The 14,436-nt window shown below is 27.0% G+C and carries 13 protein-coding genes; 8 read left to right on the top strand and 5 right to left on the bottom strand.

Going from position 1 to position 14,436, the window contains the following annotated elements:
* The first annotated feature begins 2,649 nt into the window (after positions 1–2,649).
* The gene (locus EYW44_RS08005; RefSeq protein ID WP_132723148.1) at positions 2,650–3,501 is read left to right on the top strand and encodes a class I SAM-dependent methyltransferase; all 852 of its coding nucleotides are present in this window, start codon (positions 2,650–2,652) and stop codon (positions 3,499–3,501) included.
* A gap of 142 nt (positions 3,502–3,643) precedes the next feature.
* On the opposite strand, the gene EYW44_RS08000 is transcribed toward EYW44_RS08005, so the two are convergent.
* A complete protein-coding gene (locus tag EYW44_RS08000; protein ID WP_132723147.1) occupies positions 3,644–4,042 on the bottom strand; it encodes a DoxX family protein in 399 nt (132 codons plus the stop codon).
* Between the two features lie 115 nt (positions 4,043–4,157).
* On the opposite strand from EYW44_RS08000, the gene EYW44_RS07995 reads away from it, so the two are divergent.
* The 4 genes from EYW44_RS07995 (at position 4,158) to EYW44_RS07980 (ending at position 8,026) form a co-directional block, all read left to right on the top strand.
* Entirely contained in the window at positions 4,158–5,093 is a 936-nt protein-coding gene (locus EYW44_RS07995) for an SPFH domain-containing protein (RefSeq protein ID WP_132723146.1), read from the top strand.
* 148 nt (positions 5,094–5,241) lie between these two features.
* Complete coding sequence (locus tag EYW44_RS07990; RefSeq protein ID WP_132723145.1) at positions 5,242–6,315, top strand: serine hydrolase domain-containing protein; 1,074 nt, start codon at positions 5,242–5,244, stop codon at positions 6,313–6,315.
* Positions 6,315–7,349, top strand: coding sequence for a sensor histidine kinase (locus EYW44_RS07985; protein WP_132723144.1), 1,035 nt, complete (start codon positions 6,315–6,317; stop codon positions 7,347–7,349). The genes EYW44_RS07990 and EYW44_RS07985 overlap by 1 nt, the downstream gene beginning before the upstream one ends.
* Positions 7,346–8,026 carry a LytR/AlgR family response regulator transcription factor gene (locus EYW44_RS07980; RefSeq protein ID WP_132723143.1) on the top strand — a complete coding sequence of 227 codons (681 nt, stop codon included), beginning with the start codon at positions 7,346–7,348 and terminating at the stop codon, positions 8,024–8,026. Before EYW44_RS07985 ends, EYW44_RS07980 begins: the two co-directional genes overlap by 4 nt.
* Positions 8,027–8,079: 53 nt before the next feature.
* Here EYW44_RS07980 and EYW44_RS07975 read toward each other — a convergent pair whose 3' ends face one another.
* From EYW44_RS07975 to rnr, 3 genes are all read right to left on the bottom strand, one after another.
* Positions 8,080–8,259, bottom strand: a complete 180-nt coding sequence (locus EYW44_RS07975; RefSeq protein WP_132723142.1) for a Sec-independent protein translocase subunit TatA/TatB — start codon at positions 8,257–8,259, stop codon at positions 8,080–8,082.
* Between the two features lie 38 nt (positions 8,260–8,297).
* The gene (locus EYW44_RS07970) at positions 8,298–8,978 is read right to left on the bottom strand and encodes a head GIN domain-containing protein (RefSeq protein WP_132723141.1); all 681 of its coding nucleotides are present in this window, start codon (positions 8,976–8,978) and stop codon (positions 8,298–8,300) included.
* Positions 8,979–9,048: 70 nt separating this feature from the next.
* Positions 9,049–11,247 carry a ribonuclease R gene (rnr, locus tag EYW44_RS07965; protein ID WP_132723140.1) on the bottom strand — a complete coding sequence of 733 codons (2,199 nt, stop codon included), beginning with the start codon at positions 11,245–11,247 and terminating at the stop codon, positions 9,049–9,051.
* Between the two features lie 1,069 nt (positions 11,248–12,316).
* On the opposite strand from rnr, the gene rpiB reads away from it, so the two are divergent.
* The 3 genes from rpiB to EYW44_RS07950 are packed head-to-tail and all read left to right on the top strand — an operon-like array spanning position 12,317 to position 13,694.
* Positions 12,317–12,751: a ribose 5-phosphate isomerase B gene (gene rpiB / locus EYW44_RS07960; protein ID WP_132723139.1), complete on the top strand. Its 435-nt coding sequence runs from the start codon at positions 12,317–12,319 to the stop codon at positions 12,749–12,751.
* Positions 12,751–13,191, top strand: coding sequence for a GNAT family N-acetyltransferase (locus EYW44_RS07955; RefSeq protein WP_132723138.1), 441 nt, complete (start codon positions 12,751–12,753; stop codon positions 13,189–13,191). Before rpiB ends, EYW44_RS07955 begins: the two co-directional genes overlap by 1 nt.
* A complete protein-coding gene (locus EYW44_RS07950) occupies positions 13,191–13,694 on the top strand; it encodes a GNAT family N-acetyltransferase (RefSeq protein ID WP_132723137.1) in 504 nt (167 codons plus the stop codon). The genes EYW44_RS07955 and EYW44_RS07950 overlap by 1 nt, the downstream gene beginning before the upstream one ends.
* Positions 13,695–13,716: 22 nt before the next feature.
* Here EYW44_RS07950 and EYW44_RS07945 read toward each other — a convergent pair whose 3' ends face one another.
* Positions 13,717–14,292 (bottom strand): pseudouridine synthase, encoded by a 576-nt coding sequence (locus EYW44_RS07945; protein ID WP_132723136.1) that lies wholly within the window; start codon positions 14,290–14,292, stop codon positions 13,717–13,719.
* Positions 14,293–14,436: the final 144 nt, after the last annotated feature.

The raw sequence follows: 14,436 nt of genomic DNA, 5'->3' as shown, positions 1-14,436 counted from the left end.
AGAAACGTATAAAACGCACTTAAAAATAAAACAGGAAAAAAACGATAAAAAGGATATAAACACAACATCGTTCCACTTGAAACATAGCTATCAATACAATTAAAAACACTTCTAAAAAACAGCTTATTTCACTTTAAAGAAACATATAAAACGCACTTAAAAAACAGAATCAGCTAAAAAAACAACAAGAGAAAAACAATAAAAGAATAAAAATTCAACATCGTTACATGAAACATAGTTATAAAAACAATTAAAAACACTTCCAAAAACAGCTTATTTCTCTTTGTGCAAACATATAAAACGGACTTAAAAAATAGAACCAGCTAAAAAAAAACAAGAGAAAAACGATAAAAGGATATAAATCCAACATCGTTTCACATGAAACATAGCTATCAAAACAATTAAATTACTTCTAAAAACAGCTTATTTAACTTTATGAAAACATATAATACATCCTTAAAAAAAGAAACAGCAAAAGAAAACAACAGAAGAAAAACGATAGAAAAAGAATATAAACACAACATCATTCTACATGAAACATAGTTATAAAAACAATTAAAAACACTTCTAAAAACAGCTTATTTCCCTTTATGGAAGCGCATAAAACGCACTTAAAAACAGAATCAGCTAAAGAAAACAAAAGGAGAAAAAACGATAAAAAGGATATAAATACAACATCGTTCCACATGAAACATAGCTATCAAAACATTTAAAAACACTTCTAAAAACAGCTTATTTAACTTTATGGAAGCGCATAAAACGCACTTAAAAATAGAATCAGCTAAAGAAAACAAAAGGAGAAAAAACGATAAAAAGGATATAAATACAACATCGTTCCACATGAAACATAGCTATCAAAACATTTAAAAACACTTCCAAAAACAGCTTATTCCACTTTAAAGAAACATATAAAAAACACTTAAAAAATAGAACCAGCAAAAAAACAACAAGAGAAAAACGATAAAAAGGATATAAATCTAACATCGTTCAACATGAAACATAGCTATAAAATACTTCGAAATCTATATAAAAATTTGAACTACAAAACAAAACTTGATCTTGGAATTAAAATCTATTTAAAACATAATAGAGATAATAATAGGAGATAAAAGGAATACGCACTAACATCGTTCCACATGAAACATATCAATCATAACAACTAGAAACACCTTTAAAAACTAAATCAAACCTTGTACTAAAGAACAAGACTCGACCTTAAAATTAAAATCTATTTAAACCATAATAGAGATAACAATAAAAGATAAAAGGAACACACACTAACATCGTTCAACATGAAACATATCAATCATAACAATTAGAAACACCTTTAAAAACTAAATCAAAACTCGTAATAAAGAACAATACTGAACCTTAAAGTTAAATTCTATTTAAACTATAATAAAGATGATAATAAAAGATAAAAGGAACACACACTAACGTCGTTCCACATGAAACATATCAACCATAACAATTAAAAACATCTTTAAAAACTAAATCAAACCTCGTACTAAAAAACAATACTCAACCTTAAAATCAAAACCTATTAAAAACATAATAAAGTTAACAATAAAGGATAAAAAGAACACACACTAATATCGTTCCACATGAAACATATCAATCATAACAATTAGAAACACCTTTAAAAACTAGATCAAAACTCGTACTAAAAAACAATATTAAACCTAAAAATTAAAACCAATTTAAAACTTAATAGAGATAACAATACAGGATAAAAAGAATACACACTAACATCGTTCCACATGAAACATATCAATATCAACAATTAGAAACATCTTTAAAACTAAATCAAATCTCATACTAAAGAACAATATTTAACCTTAAAATTAAAACCTAATTAAAACTTAACAGAGATAATAATAAAAGACAAAAGGAATACACACTAACATCGTTCCACATGAAACATATCAATATCAACAATTAGAAACACTTTAAAAAAACTAATCAAAACTCGTACTTAAGAACAATACTCGACCTTAAAATCAAAAACTATTTAAAACTTAATAAAGATAATAATACAGGATAAAAAGAATACACACTAACATCGTTCCACATGAAACATATCAATCATAACAATTAGAAACATCTTTAAAAACTAAATCAAGCCTCGTATAAAAGAACAATACTCATCCTTAAAATTATAATCAATTTAAAACATAATAGAAACAACAATACAAGATAAAAGGAATACACACTAACATCGTTCCACATGAAACATATCAATCATAACAATTAGAAACACCTTTAAAAACTAAATCAAGCCTCGTATAAAAGAGCAATACTCATCCTTAAAATTATAATCAATTTAAAACATAATAGAAACAACAATACAAGATAAAAAGAACACACACTAACATCGTTCCACATAAAACATATAAACCATAACAATTAAAAACACCTTTAAAAACTAAATCAAACTTCATACTCAAAAACGATACTCGACCTTAAAATAAAAAAATAAATCTAATTCATAAAAAGAGAATAACCGAAAATCATAGAATCACAATCCAACATCGTTCCACATGGAACATATTTAAAAAAAATCAAAAAACATGAAACGTTCCACGAGGAACATTTCATATTTTTGAATTATCAAATAAGATTTAGTTCCACGTGAAACGTAAATAATAAATGGAGAAAAAATTAAGAGACAAAAAAACTTTATACACCAAAGCAATAGATTATACGGTAAGTAATAAAGAGTTTAAAATTTATCATAATAAAGAATATGATTTATTATATACAGATCCTATACCAGACGACCTAAGTTCTTATTATGAGAGTGAAGATTATATTTCACATACTGATAGTAAAAAAACAATTATAGATAAGGTATATCAATTAGTAAAAAATTACACTATAAAGAAAAAACTAAAACTAATTAATTCATTTCATACAAATGAGAAAACACTATTAGACATTGGAGCTGGTACTGGTGATTTTATTAATTTTTGTAAAAAGAATAATTGGAATGTAGTGGGAGTAGAGCCATCAAAAAAAGCAAAGGAAATTGCTTCAACTAAAGAATTAGTTTTACTGAGCTCAATAGAAGAAATAAAAGAAGAAAAATACGATGTTATAACAATGTGGCATGTGTTAGAACATATACCTAATTTAAATGAGTACATTAAAGCATTAAAAAAATTATTAAAGAAAGATGGAGTACTGGTAATAGCAGTTCCTAACTTTAAAAGTTATGATGCTAACCATTATAAAAATTTTTGGGCTGCTTATGATGTTCCTAGACACATATGGCATTTTTCTAAAAAATCAATCTCTCAATTATTTTCAGATATTAATATGAAAGTAGAAAAAATATTACCGATGAAATTCGATTCATATTATGTTTCAATTTTATCTGAAAAATATAAAAATGGAAAAAATAATTTTATAAAAGCTTTTTTTACTGGTTTAACATCAAATTTAAAAGCTATGAATAGTAAAGAGTATTCTTCTCTTATTTACATCATAAAAAACATGTAAAACTTATTTTAACACAATTTTAAAGATATATAAAACTAAAAACATACAAATACCTTGATTAAAATTAAAAACCTCTTAAAAACGATATTTTAAGAGGTTTTTTAATAAATAAATATTATTTACAAATAATTAAATATAAGATTTAGCTATTTAATAAAAATACACCAAAAATTGTAATTATGAAGTAAACAGCAAGTGTCATTGCTCCTGCATAATCTTTTGCTAGTCTTTGACCAATTAATAAAAAAATTAAAGTTAAAGCAGAAAGTTCTGTTCCTAATAAAGCTAAACTTTTTTCTCCTGTTGTTATTAAATTGAAAATACCAACAAACATAAAAGCACCTGCCAAAATTTCAATTACTAAAATAATTGCCAACAAAAGTGGAACCATATTTTTTAAAGGTGAATTTTTAAAGTGATCTTTAATAAATGATAAATTTCCTTTCCAATCAGAAACTTTATCAATACCTGATTGTAAAAAAGTGACTGTTAGAAAAAGTAGAATTAAAATTTCTGTTATGTTCTTTTGTAAAAGTTCCATGTAAAATAGTTTGTTAAGATAAAATTACTACTATTTGTAACAAATAAAAAAAATTGCGTCATATAAGTAACAATAAATAGTATATTTATAATATTATCAACAAAAAAATTTAACTATGCCACTACAAATTATTATACCTTTAATTTTCTTCTCAATAATAGTATTGATATCTGCTTTCTTCATTGTAAAGCAACAAAGCGCTGCTGTTGTAGAGCGATTTGGTAAATTCCAAAGTATTCGTCACTCAGGTTTACAATTAAAAATTCCTTTAGTAGATAGAATAGCAGGTAAATTAAGCCTTAAAATTCAACAATTAGATGTTATTGTAGAAACAAAAACTTTAGACGATGTATTCGTTAAATTAAAGGTTTCTGTACAATACAAAGTAATAAAAGATAAAGTATATGAAGCGTTTTATAAGCTAGATTATCCACACGATCAAATTACATCTTATGTATTTGATGTAGTACGTGCTGAAGTACCTAAAATGAAGTTAGATGATGTATTCGTTAAAAAAGATGACATTGCAATTGCTGTTAAAACAGAATTAAATGAAGCAATGATGACTTACGGTTATGATATTATTAAAACATTAGTAACAGATATAGATCCTGATGCACAAGTGAAAGAGGCTATGAACCGTATTAACGCTGCTGAAAGAGAAAAAGTAGCAGCTCAATTTGAAGGAGATGCACAACGTATTTTAATTGTAGAGAAAGCAAAAGCAGAAGCTGAGAGTAAGCGTTTACAAGGACAAGGTATTGCTGATCAAAGACGTGAAATTGCACGTGGTTTAGAAGAATCTGTAGAAGTTTTAAATAAAGTAGGTATCAATAGTCAAGAAGCATCAGCTTTAATAGTTGTAACTCAACATTATGATACGTTACAGTCTATTGGACAAGAAACTAACAGTAACTTAATTTTATTACCTAATTCACCTCAAGCAGGTAGTCAAATGCTAAATGATATGGTAGCTAGTTTTACAGCTAGTAATCAAATAGGTGAAGCAATGAAAAAAACGAAGAATAAGAAGAACGATGATTTAGGATAAAAACTTTCTGAAAATCATGTAAATAAACAAAAACCAGGAGCATTGCTTCTGGTTTTTTTACGTTTATCAACTAATGTTTAACGTTCATCAAACAAATTTAAATTGTTAATATTCTATTTGTTCCTTTGAAATAACTAAAAAAAAAGGAATGAAATTTTATAAACAATTATTAAGCGCAGTATGTATTGCTAGTATAGGTTATCTAAATTCTCAAACAGCTAATCAAACAAACTATAAAACTGATATAAAGTCATTTATAAATAATTATGATCAAAATAATGAGATATCAGTATTAATTATTGATAATGACAAATCTGAGTATGTAGGTTTTAAAAAAGAATTAAATACTGTAAATGAAGTAAATAACAGTGATCATATTTTTGAAATAGGATCTATTACAAAAGTATTTACAAACATATTATTAGCTAATTCTGTTAATGAGGGTAAAAGTAGTTTAAATGAATCTTTACAAAGTAATTTTAGTTTTCCTATTACTAATGGAAATGCTATTACTTTAACTAATCTAACCAATCACAGTGCTGGTTTTCCACCATTGCCTACAAACATTTATAAACAAATGGAATTAACTCCAGATAATCCATATTCAAATTATACAGAAAATGATTTAAAAGAGTATTTAAAGACTAAAATAGAATATACTTTTAAAGTAGGTGAGAGGAGTGAATATTCTAACCTAGGAATGGGATTATTAGGATATGTATTAACAAAAAAAGTGGGAAAAAGCTATGAACAACTTGTAAAGGATGTTATTTTTAAACCTCTTTCAATGACACAATCTTCAACTAAAATTTTAAATACAACTAAATTAGTTAAAGGATTAAATGAAGAAGGGGTTGTTACTAGTAATTGGGATTTTACAAATGCTTTGGTAGGAGCAGGGGGAATAAAGTCAACTATTGTTGATATGGAGAAATTCATACGTAAGAACTTCGAAAATGATCCGGATTATACATTACCATTAAAAGAGACATTTAAAGTTAATAAAATGGCTAAAATTGGCCTAGGTTGGCAAATTATTGACAATGGAAAGCAACAATTTTGTTGGCACAATGGTGGAACTGGTGGTTATAGATCTTGTTTGGTATTTCATAAAGAAACCAAAAAAGCAGTATTAGTACTATCAAATATTTCTGCTTTTCATGAAAATGCTGACGGTGTTGATAATTTATGTTTTTCTATCTTTAAGAAATTAATGAAATAATGAAGAAAAGAATTCTCTTAATCATATTACACTTATTATTCTGGTTAATAAACTATTATTATGTGAGTTCTGGTAGTTTAAATTGGAATGGATTTGGTGAGGAACATAACTTACTAAAGAAAGCATACCTCTATGGTATGTTTTTTAATGCTTTTTTATTTTACATTCAAATATTTTGGTTGGTTCCTAAATTTTACATTCAAAACAAAAAAACTGCATTTTGGATGTTTTCTATTGGTATCTTTTTAGTTATAAATACTATAGAAACATTTTTAGATGTACAATTAGCAACCACATATAAAATTTATGATTTCCCACTATTTGTTGCAGCTATTATGTGGTTTTATCATAATGCTATTTTTCACTTTATATATTTTATTGTAGGTTTTTATTATCGATTTCAACAGGAATACATCAAATCTGAGAGAATAAAACAAGAATTATTAGTTGAGAATCATAAGGCCGAATCAAAGTACTTAAAAGCGCAATTAAATCCACATTTTTTATTTAATGGAATCAATAGTATTTATCACTTAATAGGTAAAAATGACGTTAGTGCTAAAAACACATTGTTAAAGTTCTCTAATTTATTACGTTATCAATTATATGAAAGTAATGGTAACAAAATAGAATTACATAAAGAGTTAAAGTATATAAAAGAGTATGTAAGCATAGAACAAATAAGAAAAGGTTCTGATATCAATTTAAATTTTTCTATTGATGTACAAAATGAAAATAGTTTTATAATGCCATTGTTATTAATTCCTTTTATTGAAAATGCTTTTAAATACGTAAGTAATCATGTTGATGCGGCAAACAATAATATTTCAATTCAAATAAAAGAAGAAAACAATATTTTAAACTTAAATGTTGAAAACACAAAAGATCCTATTATTTACAAAGAAAAGAGTGGAGGCATTGGCTTAAAAAATGTGAGGAAAAGACTAGAGTTAATGTATCAAAAAAAACATTTATTAAACATTAATTCTACAGATGACAAATATTTAGTAACCCTTGAAATTGAATTAAATTGAAAAAAATAAATTGTTTAATAGTTGATGACGAACCAATTGCAAGAGAAGGTATCAAAGAATACTGCGATCAAATACCTTCTATACACGTAATAGCATTATGTAAAAACGCCATTATAGCTAATGAATATTTACAATCTAATGTAATTGATTTAATATTTTTAGATATTAACATGCCATTGTTAACAGGATTAGAATGGCTTAAAACATTAAAAAACTCTCCATTGGTAGTAATTACTAGTGCATATGCTGAACATGCCTTAGAAAGCTTCGATTTTGAAGTGATCGACTATTTATTGAAACCAATATCTTTTGAAAGATTTTTTCAGGCTGTTAATAAAGCAGAACGATTGTTGAATAAAGAGTCAACAGATGAAAACTTGTTTATCAAAACTGCCAATTCAATTAAAAAAATTAATACTGATGATATTTTATTTATTGAATCGATGCAAAACTATGTGAAAATAATTACTAGTGAAGAAACTATTATTAGCCATTCTACTTTAAAGCAAATGTTAGATTCTTTACCAAATTCTGAATTTATTCAAACTCATAAATCGTATGTAATAGCTAAGAAAAAAGTAAATGAGATTATAGGTAATCAAATATGTATAAAAGGGCATAAAATACCTATTAGTGTTCGTTTAAAGAAAGAAGTAATAGCTGAGTTACTAAACTAAAAAAAGCTCATAATAAAATATTACGAGCTTTTGATTATATGATCTTTCTTGAATTATTTCTTTTCTTCTTGATCTTCTTCTTTAGTTGCGTCTTTGAATTCTTTGATTCCAGTTCCTAAACCTCTCATTAATTCAGGAATTTTTTTACCACCAAATAATAAAACTACTAAAATTACGATAACCGCAATTTGCCAAGGTCCTACAAATCCAAGAAATATTGTTAATGCATTCATTATTCAAAATTTTATGTTACAAAGATATAAAAACAATCTTAGTTTCTATCTTCAATAGCACCACCAATTACCTTTTTTTCATCTATAACTTCAGGCTGCCCTTTGTAAAGTATCGTACCACCAAAACTTACTTTAGCATTTAATGTTTCACCTGAATGAACTTCTGCTTTTGCACCAGAACCAGCTTTAATTGTTGACATGTTATCAACAACTAATTTATAACCGTGATAAGTAGCTGCTAAATCAACGTTAACAGTCTGGTTTTTTGCTTTACCTCTTAGTCTGATAATTCCACCAGAAGAAGCCTTTACAGTTAAATGTTTGGTATCTACATCTAAATCGGCAAAAGCGCCTTCTTGGGCTTTTATTTCTATATGATTTTGAATGAATTGATCTTCACTAGAAATTGATACACCTTCATTTACATCAATAACAGCAATATCTTTGTTAAAATATAAAACAGCTTTTACTTTACCATCAGCCATAGTTTCTGGAAAAGATAATTTAATTTTTAGTGTTTTATTTTTTTCTTTGATTTTTACTTTATCAGACTTCTCTCCTGTTATTACTAATTCTTGTTTATCTGACTTAATTAACTTAATATCAATACCACTATATACTTTTAAGATATCAAAATCTCCTAAAGTTCTAGTAATAGTGGTTTGAGATAAACAAACAAAAGAGTACAAACAAACTGTTAATAAAAGTACTTTTTTCATTTTAATCTACTTAGGTGATATATATAAAAACTTTTTATACAGTGTATTCGTATATTTTTGATGTTAAATTTTAATGTTCAATTAAATCGAAATCTAAGTGTTTACGCTCAAGATCGGTATGTTTTACTTTTACTACAACATTATCACCTAATTGAATAATTGCGTTAGTAGATTGTCCAACAACAGCGAATTGTTTTTCATCAAAAATGTAATAATCATCTTTAATATCTCTAATTCTAACCATTCCTTCGCATTTATTACTTAGAATTTCTACATAAATTCCCCATTCAGTAACACCAGAAACCACACCTTCAAATTCTTGATCTTGATGATCTTGCATATACTTAACTTGCATATACTTAATAGAATCTCTTTCAGCTTTAGCTGCTAATTCTTCCATTTTTGAAGAATGTTTACAACGCTCTTCGTATGTTTCTACTTTAGCTGAATTTCCTCCATCTAAATAACGTTGCAATAAACGATGTGTCATAACATCAGGATAACGACGAATTGGTGAAGTAAAATGACTGTAATATTCAAAAGCTAATCCGTAATGACCAATATTTTGAGTAGTATAAACTGCTTTACTCATAGATCTTATGGCCAAGGTTTCTACTAAGTTAGACTCTCCTTTACCTTTTACATCGTTTAATAACTTATTTAAACTATCAGAAGTAGTTTCTCTTGTTTGAGTATCTATTTTATAACCAAACTTGCTAATAACATTTTGTAAAGAAGCTAACTTTTCAACATCTGGTTCATCATGTACTCTATAAACGAAAGTTTTATTAGTTGGCTTTCCTCCTTTGGCTCTACCAATAAATTCAGCTACTTTTTTATTGGCTAATAACATGAATTCTTCAATTAATTTATTAGCATCTTTAGCTTCTTTAAAGTAAACTCCAATAGGATTTGCTTCTTCATCTAAATTAAACTTAACTTCCACTCTATCAAATGAAATTGCACCAGATTTCATACGCTTACCACGCATCTTTTTGGCCAATTCATCTAATTTTAAGGTAGCTTGTACTATAGCATCATCAACTGTGTAAGCTTCTCCTGTTAAAGAAACTTCTTGTGGTACTACATTACCTTTGGTTTCAATAATTGCTTGTGCTTCTTCATAAGCAAAACGTTTATCAGAATATGTAACTGTTCTACCAAACCATTGATTGATAATATTGGCTTTATCATCCATTTCAAATACAGCAGAAAATGTTAGCTTTTCTTCATTAGGACGTAATGAACAAACTCCGTTGGACAACATTTCTGGTAACATAGGAACCACTCTGTCAACTAAATAAACAGAAGTTGCTCTATCATAGGCTTCGTCATCTAAAACAGTATCTGGCTGAACATAATGAGAAACATCAGCAATATGAACACCAATCTCATAATTACCATTCTCTAGTACTGTAAACGATAATGCATCATCAAAATCTTTAGCATCTTTAGGATCAATTGTAAAAGTTAAATCTTTACGCATATCTCTACGCTTTGCTATTTCATCTTCTGTGATGGCTACAGGTAGCTTTTCAGCAGCTTTTTCTACTTGTCTAGGAAATTCATAAGGCAATCCATATTCTAATAAAATAGAGTGAATTTCAGTATCATGATCACCTGGTCGTCCTAAACTTTGAATTACTTTACCAAACGGATTTTTAGATCTATCTGGCCAATCTGTAAGCTTAGCAACAACTTTATCACCATTTTCAGCACCTCCTAATTTTCCTTTAGAAATAAAAATATCAGCATACATCTTAGGACTATCTGGTACCACAAAACCGTAGTTTTTATTCATTTGTAAAGTACCAACATACTCTCTTTTAGTACGTTCTATTATTTCAACAACATCAGCTTCAAGTTTAGAGTTCTTCTTTTTATGATAAACATATACTCTAACAATATCATCTTGAAGCGCTTTATTAAGGTTTACTGAAGGCACAAAAATATCTGACTCAAAATCATCACAAATGAAATATCCGTTACCATTAGAAGTCAAATCAATGGTACCTATATGATATTTACGTTCAGCATTAATTTTAAACTTTCCTTTTTCAACTTCTACAATCTTCTTATTTACAGCAAGTTCTGCTAATTTTTTAATTATCTGATTTTTACCATCTGTGTCTTTAACATCAATTTTAGAGGCTATATCTCTATAGCTAAAAGACTTACTTCCATCTTCATTTAAAACTCGAAAAACCTTTCTTGTTAAGTCTTTTATTACCTTTCCTTTCTTCTTATATATCTTCTTTTTTTTAGGCATAAATTATATGTAATTTGTTTTGTACCAAAGTACAAAGAATAATCTTTAGTTTTTTTTCTTAAAAAAATCTTAAAATAAATGTAACAAATCTATAAAAAATTCGTCTTTAATATAACCAAACAAGTTAAAATTGAAAAACTTACGTAAAATAGTGATTGCATTTCTTCTTATTTTTTTAATAGGAATAGTAGTTACTGTTGTAAGTATCAACACTACTTTAAACAAAAAAAGACCTTCAATTAACTTAAAAACTAAAGAAAGTACTTTATATCTATTAGAAATAAATCACTTTTAAACAGTCTTTCAACAAAATTTACTTATTTAGCTTTAAACTTTGGTACAGCAGTTTTAATTTTTTCTGCAAAGCTAACAGTTTTTAACAATCAACTGCAATACTTAAACATTTTTTCGCAAAACTTACTAAAAAAGAAAAAGCCACTCTTAAAGTTTTTACACTAATCATTCTCTAATCATAAGTTCTATTCATTTATATCAGTAAGTATAAATCTAAATTCATCTCAACTTAAGAATTTCAAAATTTCACTTATCAACATATTATATTATTAATAAAAAAAGATTTTAAAAATTTAAAAAAAGAATACTGATTATAATAGCGTGTTAATTTGTGGCATTTAATTGTGAATTTAAATTTTGATTTGTCAGTTATTAAATACAATTAACAATTTATATACTTAAAAGTGTGTTGTAAATCAGTAGTTAAGTGTAGTTATTAACAAAACTTATAAACAGGTATTCACTAATTTTATTGAATAGTTTATTATTCAATCATTGTAAATAAACTGTAAATTTATTGTTGATAAATCATAATTAAAAAAGCAAAAAAAAAGTTGCATAATTCAACCCAAGTCTTGTATTGTAAAAAAAAGTAAGAAAGACAAAAAATATTATGAGAATCTTCTTATAAGTTCTTAACAATTCGGTAATATAGGATAAAACCTTTATTTTAAGTAGGTTATTAAGTATCCCAAAAAAAGCATTGTTAATTACTGTTGATAACCGTTAATAACCCTATTTTTGTAGCTATTAACACAACTAAAACCAGTTTATTATGACAATTGCCATTGGAAATGACCATGCAGGTACTGAATACAAGTTTGAAATTATAAAATTGCTTGAAGAATTAGGTCATAAAGTAATTAATTTTGGAACAGATACTAATGATAGTATGGATTATCCAGATGCTATACATCCAACTGCTGATGCTGTTGAAAAAGGTGATGCTGATTTCGGAATTATTTTATGCGGTAGTGGAAACGGTGCACAAATGACTGCTAATAAACATCAAGGGATTAGAGCTGCTTTATGTTGGAATAATGAATTAGTAGCATTAACTCGCCAACATAACAATTCTAATGTATTAACAATTCCTGCACGTTTTGTGTCTTTACAACAAGCTTTAGGTTTTGTAAAAATATTTTTAACTACTGATTTTGAAGGTGGTAGACACGAAAATAGAGTGAATAAAATAGCTTGTAGTTTATAATGATTTTTCAAATAAAAACATTTAACGAGTTAACAACTTCTGAACTGTATGATTTACTTCAATTACGTTCAGAAGTTTTTGTTGTTGAGCAAGACTGTGTATATCAAGATATTGATGGTAAAGATGCTAAAGCATTACATGTTTTAGGTGTTAAAAACGAAAAGATAGTTGCTTATACACGTTTGTTTGATAGTGGCGATTATTTTGATACACCTAGTATTGGTAGAGTAGTAATAAAGGCTTCTGAACGTAAATATGGTTACGGACATTCGTTAATGAAAGCTTCTATTGATGCTATTTCTGATACATATAATAAAACAACCATTACTATTTCTGCTCAAAAGTATTTACAGAAATTTTACGAATCACATGGTTTTGTAAAAATAGGTGAAGAATATTTAGAAGATGGTATTCCACATATAAAAATGGTAAAAAGCTAATGCACATTGAATTTACTCAAATATCTGTTAAAGACAAAGACTTTGTTTTGACTTTATTTAAAGAGGCTGCTATTAAAATTGCTAAAATGAATATTAACCATTGGCAATATTGGAAGAATCCGCCTCTTGAAAAAATCAAATGGGTTGAAGAAGGTATTCAGAATGGTGAGTTTTTCTTTATAAAAAATACTAACGATGATATTATAGGAATGGTTAGAATTTTAAATGAAGATATATTGTATTGGGGACAACAAGAGGAAAAATCGTTATATGTACATTCTCTTGTAGTTAGAGAAGATTTTAATCGTAAAGGAATAGGCAAAATTATTTTAGATAAAATTGAAGGTATAGCAAAAAAAGAAGGATGTATCTTTTTAAGATTAGATGCAGTAGCTACCAATACTAAATTATGTAACTATTATGAAAAACAAGGTTTTAGTAAGGTTGGAACTAAGAAGTTAACAAACAGTGTTAATAACCTTTATCAAAGAGCTTTAACTTAATGTTATATAGTTGTTTACTAAATTAATAGAGTTTATCAACTTCAATAACTTCACCAGCTTTTAAATCATTTAAAACAATATCGCCAACTCTAACCCTAACCAATCGAAGAGTTGGAAACCCTGCTGCCGATGTCATTTTACGAACTTGTCTGTATTTTCCTTCTTGTAAAGTTACAGATATCCAAGAAGTTGGGCCATGTCTATCATCTCTAACCTTATAAATTCGTTCAGGAAAATTAGGATTCTCTATAACAACAACTTTACAAGGTTTAGTCATGTACTTTTCACCATGAATTCCAATTTCAATTCCGTTTTTTAACTTTTCAATAGCTTCATTGGTAATAGCACCATCTACCTGAACATAATATTCTTTTTCTACTTTACCTCTGGTAGTAATATGGTCACTAACTTTACCATCTGTAGTTAACAATAATAAACCTTCAGATTTTACATCTAAACGACCAATAGCCATAGTTTTTTCAGGAAAATCAAAATCTAACTCACCTAATAATTTTTTTCTTCTTTTAGTTTGGTTATTAATAAATTGTGAAAGAAAACCATAAGGTTTGTGAATGATGAAATGTCTATGTTTTGTCATTTTATATGTTAGAGATTTAAAGCTTGAAGCTAAAAGTTATACAACTTTTAACAGTTGGAGTTAAACCGAATTCAAACGCAAAACTACAACAAATACGAATCTTAAAAAAGAACGTAAAAATCGTGTAGTTTTTCATAACTTAGC

Origin of the sequence: Tenacibaculum sp. M341, from assembly GCF_004337695.1 — a bacterium.
Classification (GTDB): Bacteria; Bacteroidota; Bacteroidia; order Flavobacteriales; family Flavobacteriaceae; genus Polaribacter.
Note: the sequence above shows the minus strand (reverse complement) of the source record. Positions and strands in the feature narration are given on the sequence as shown.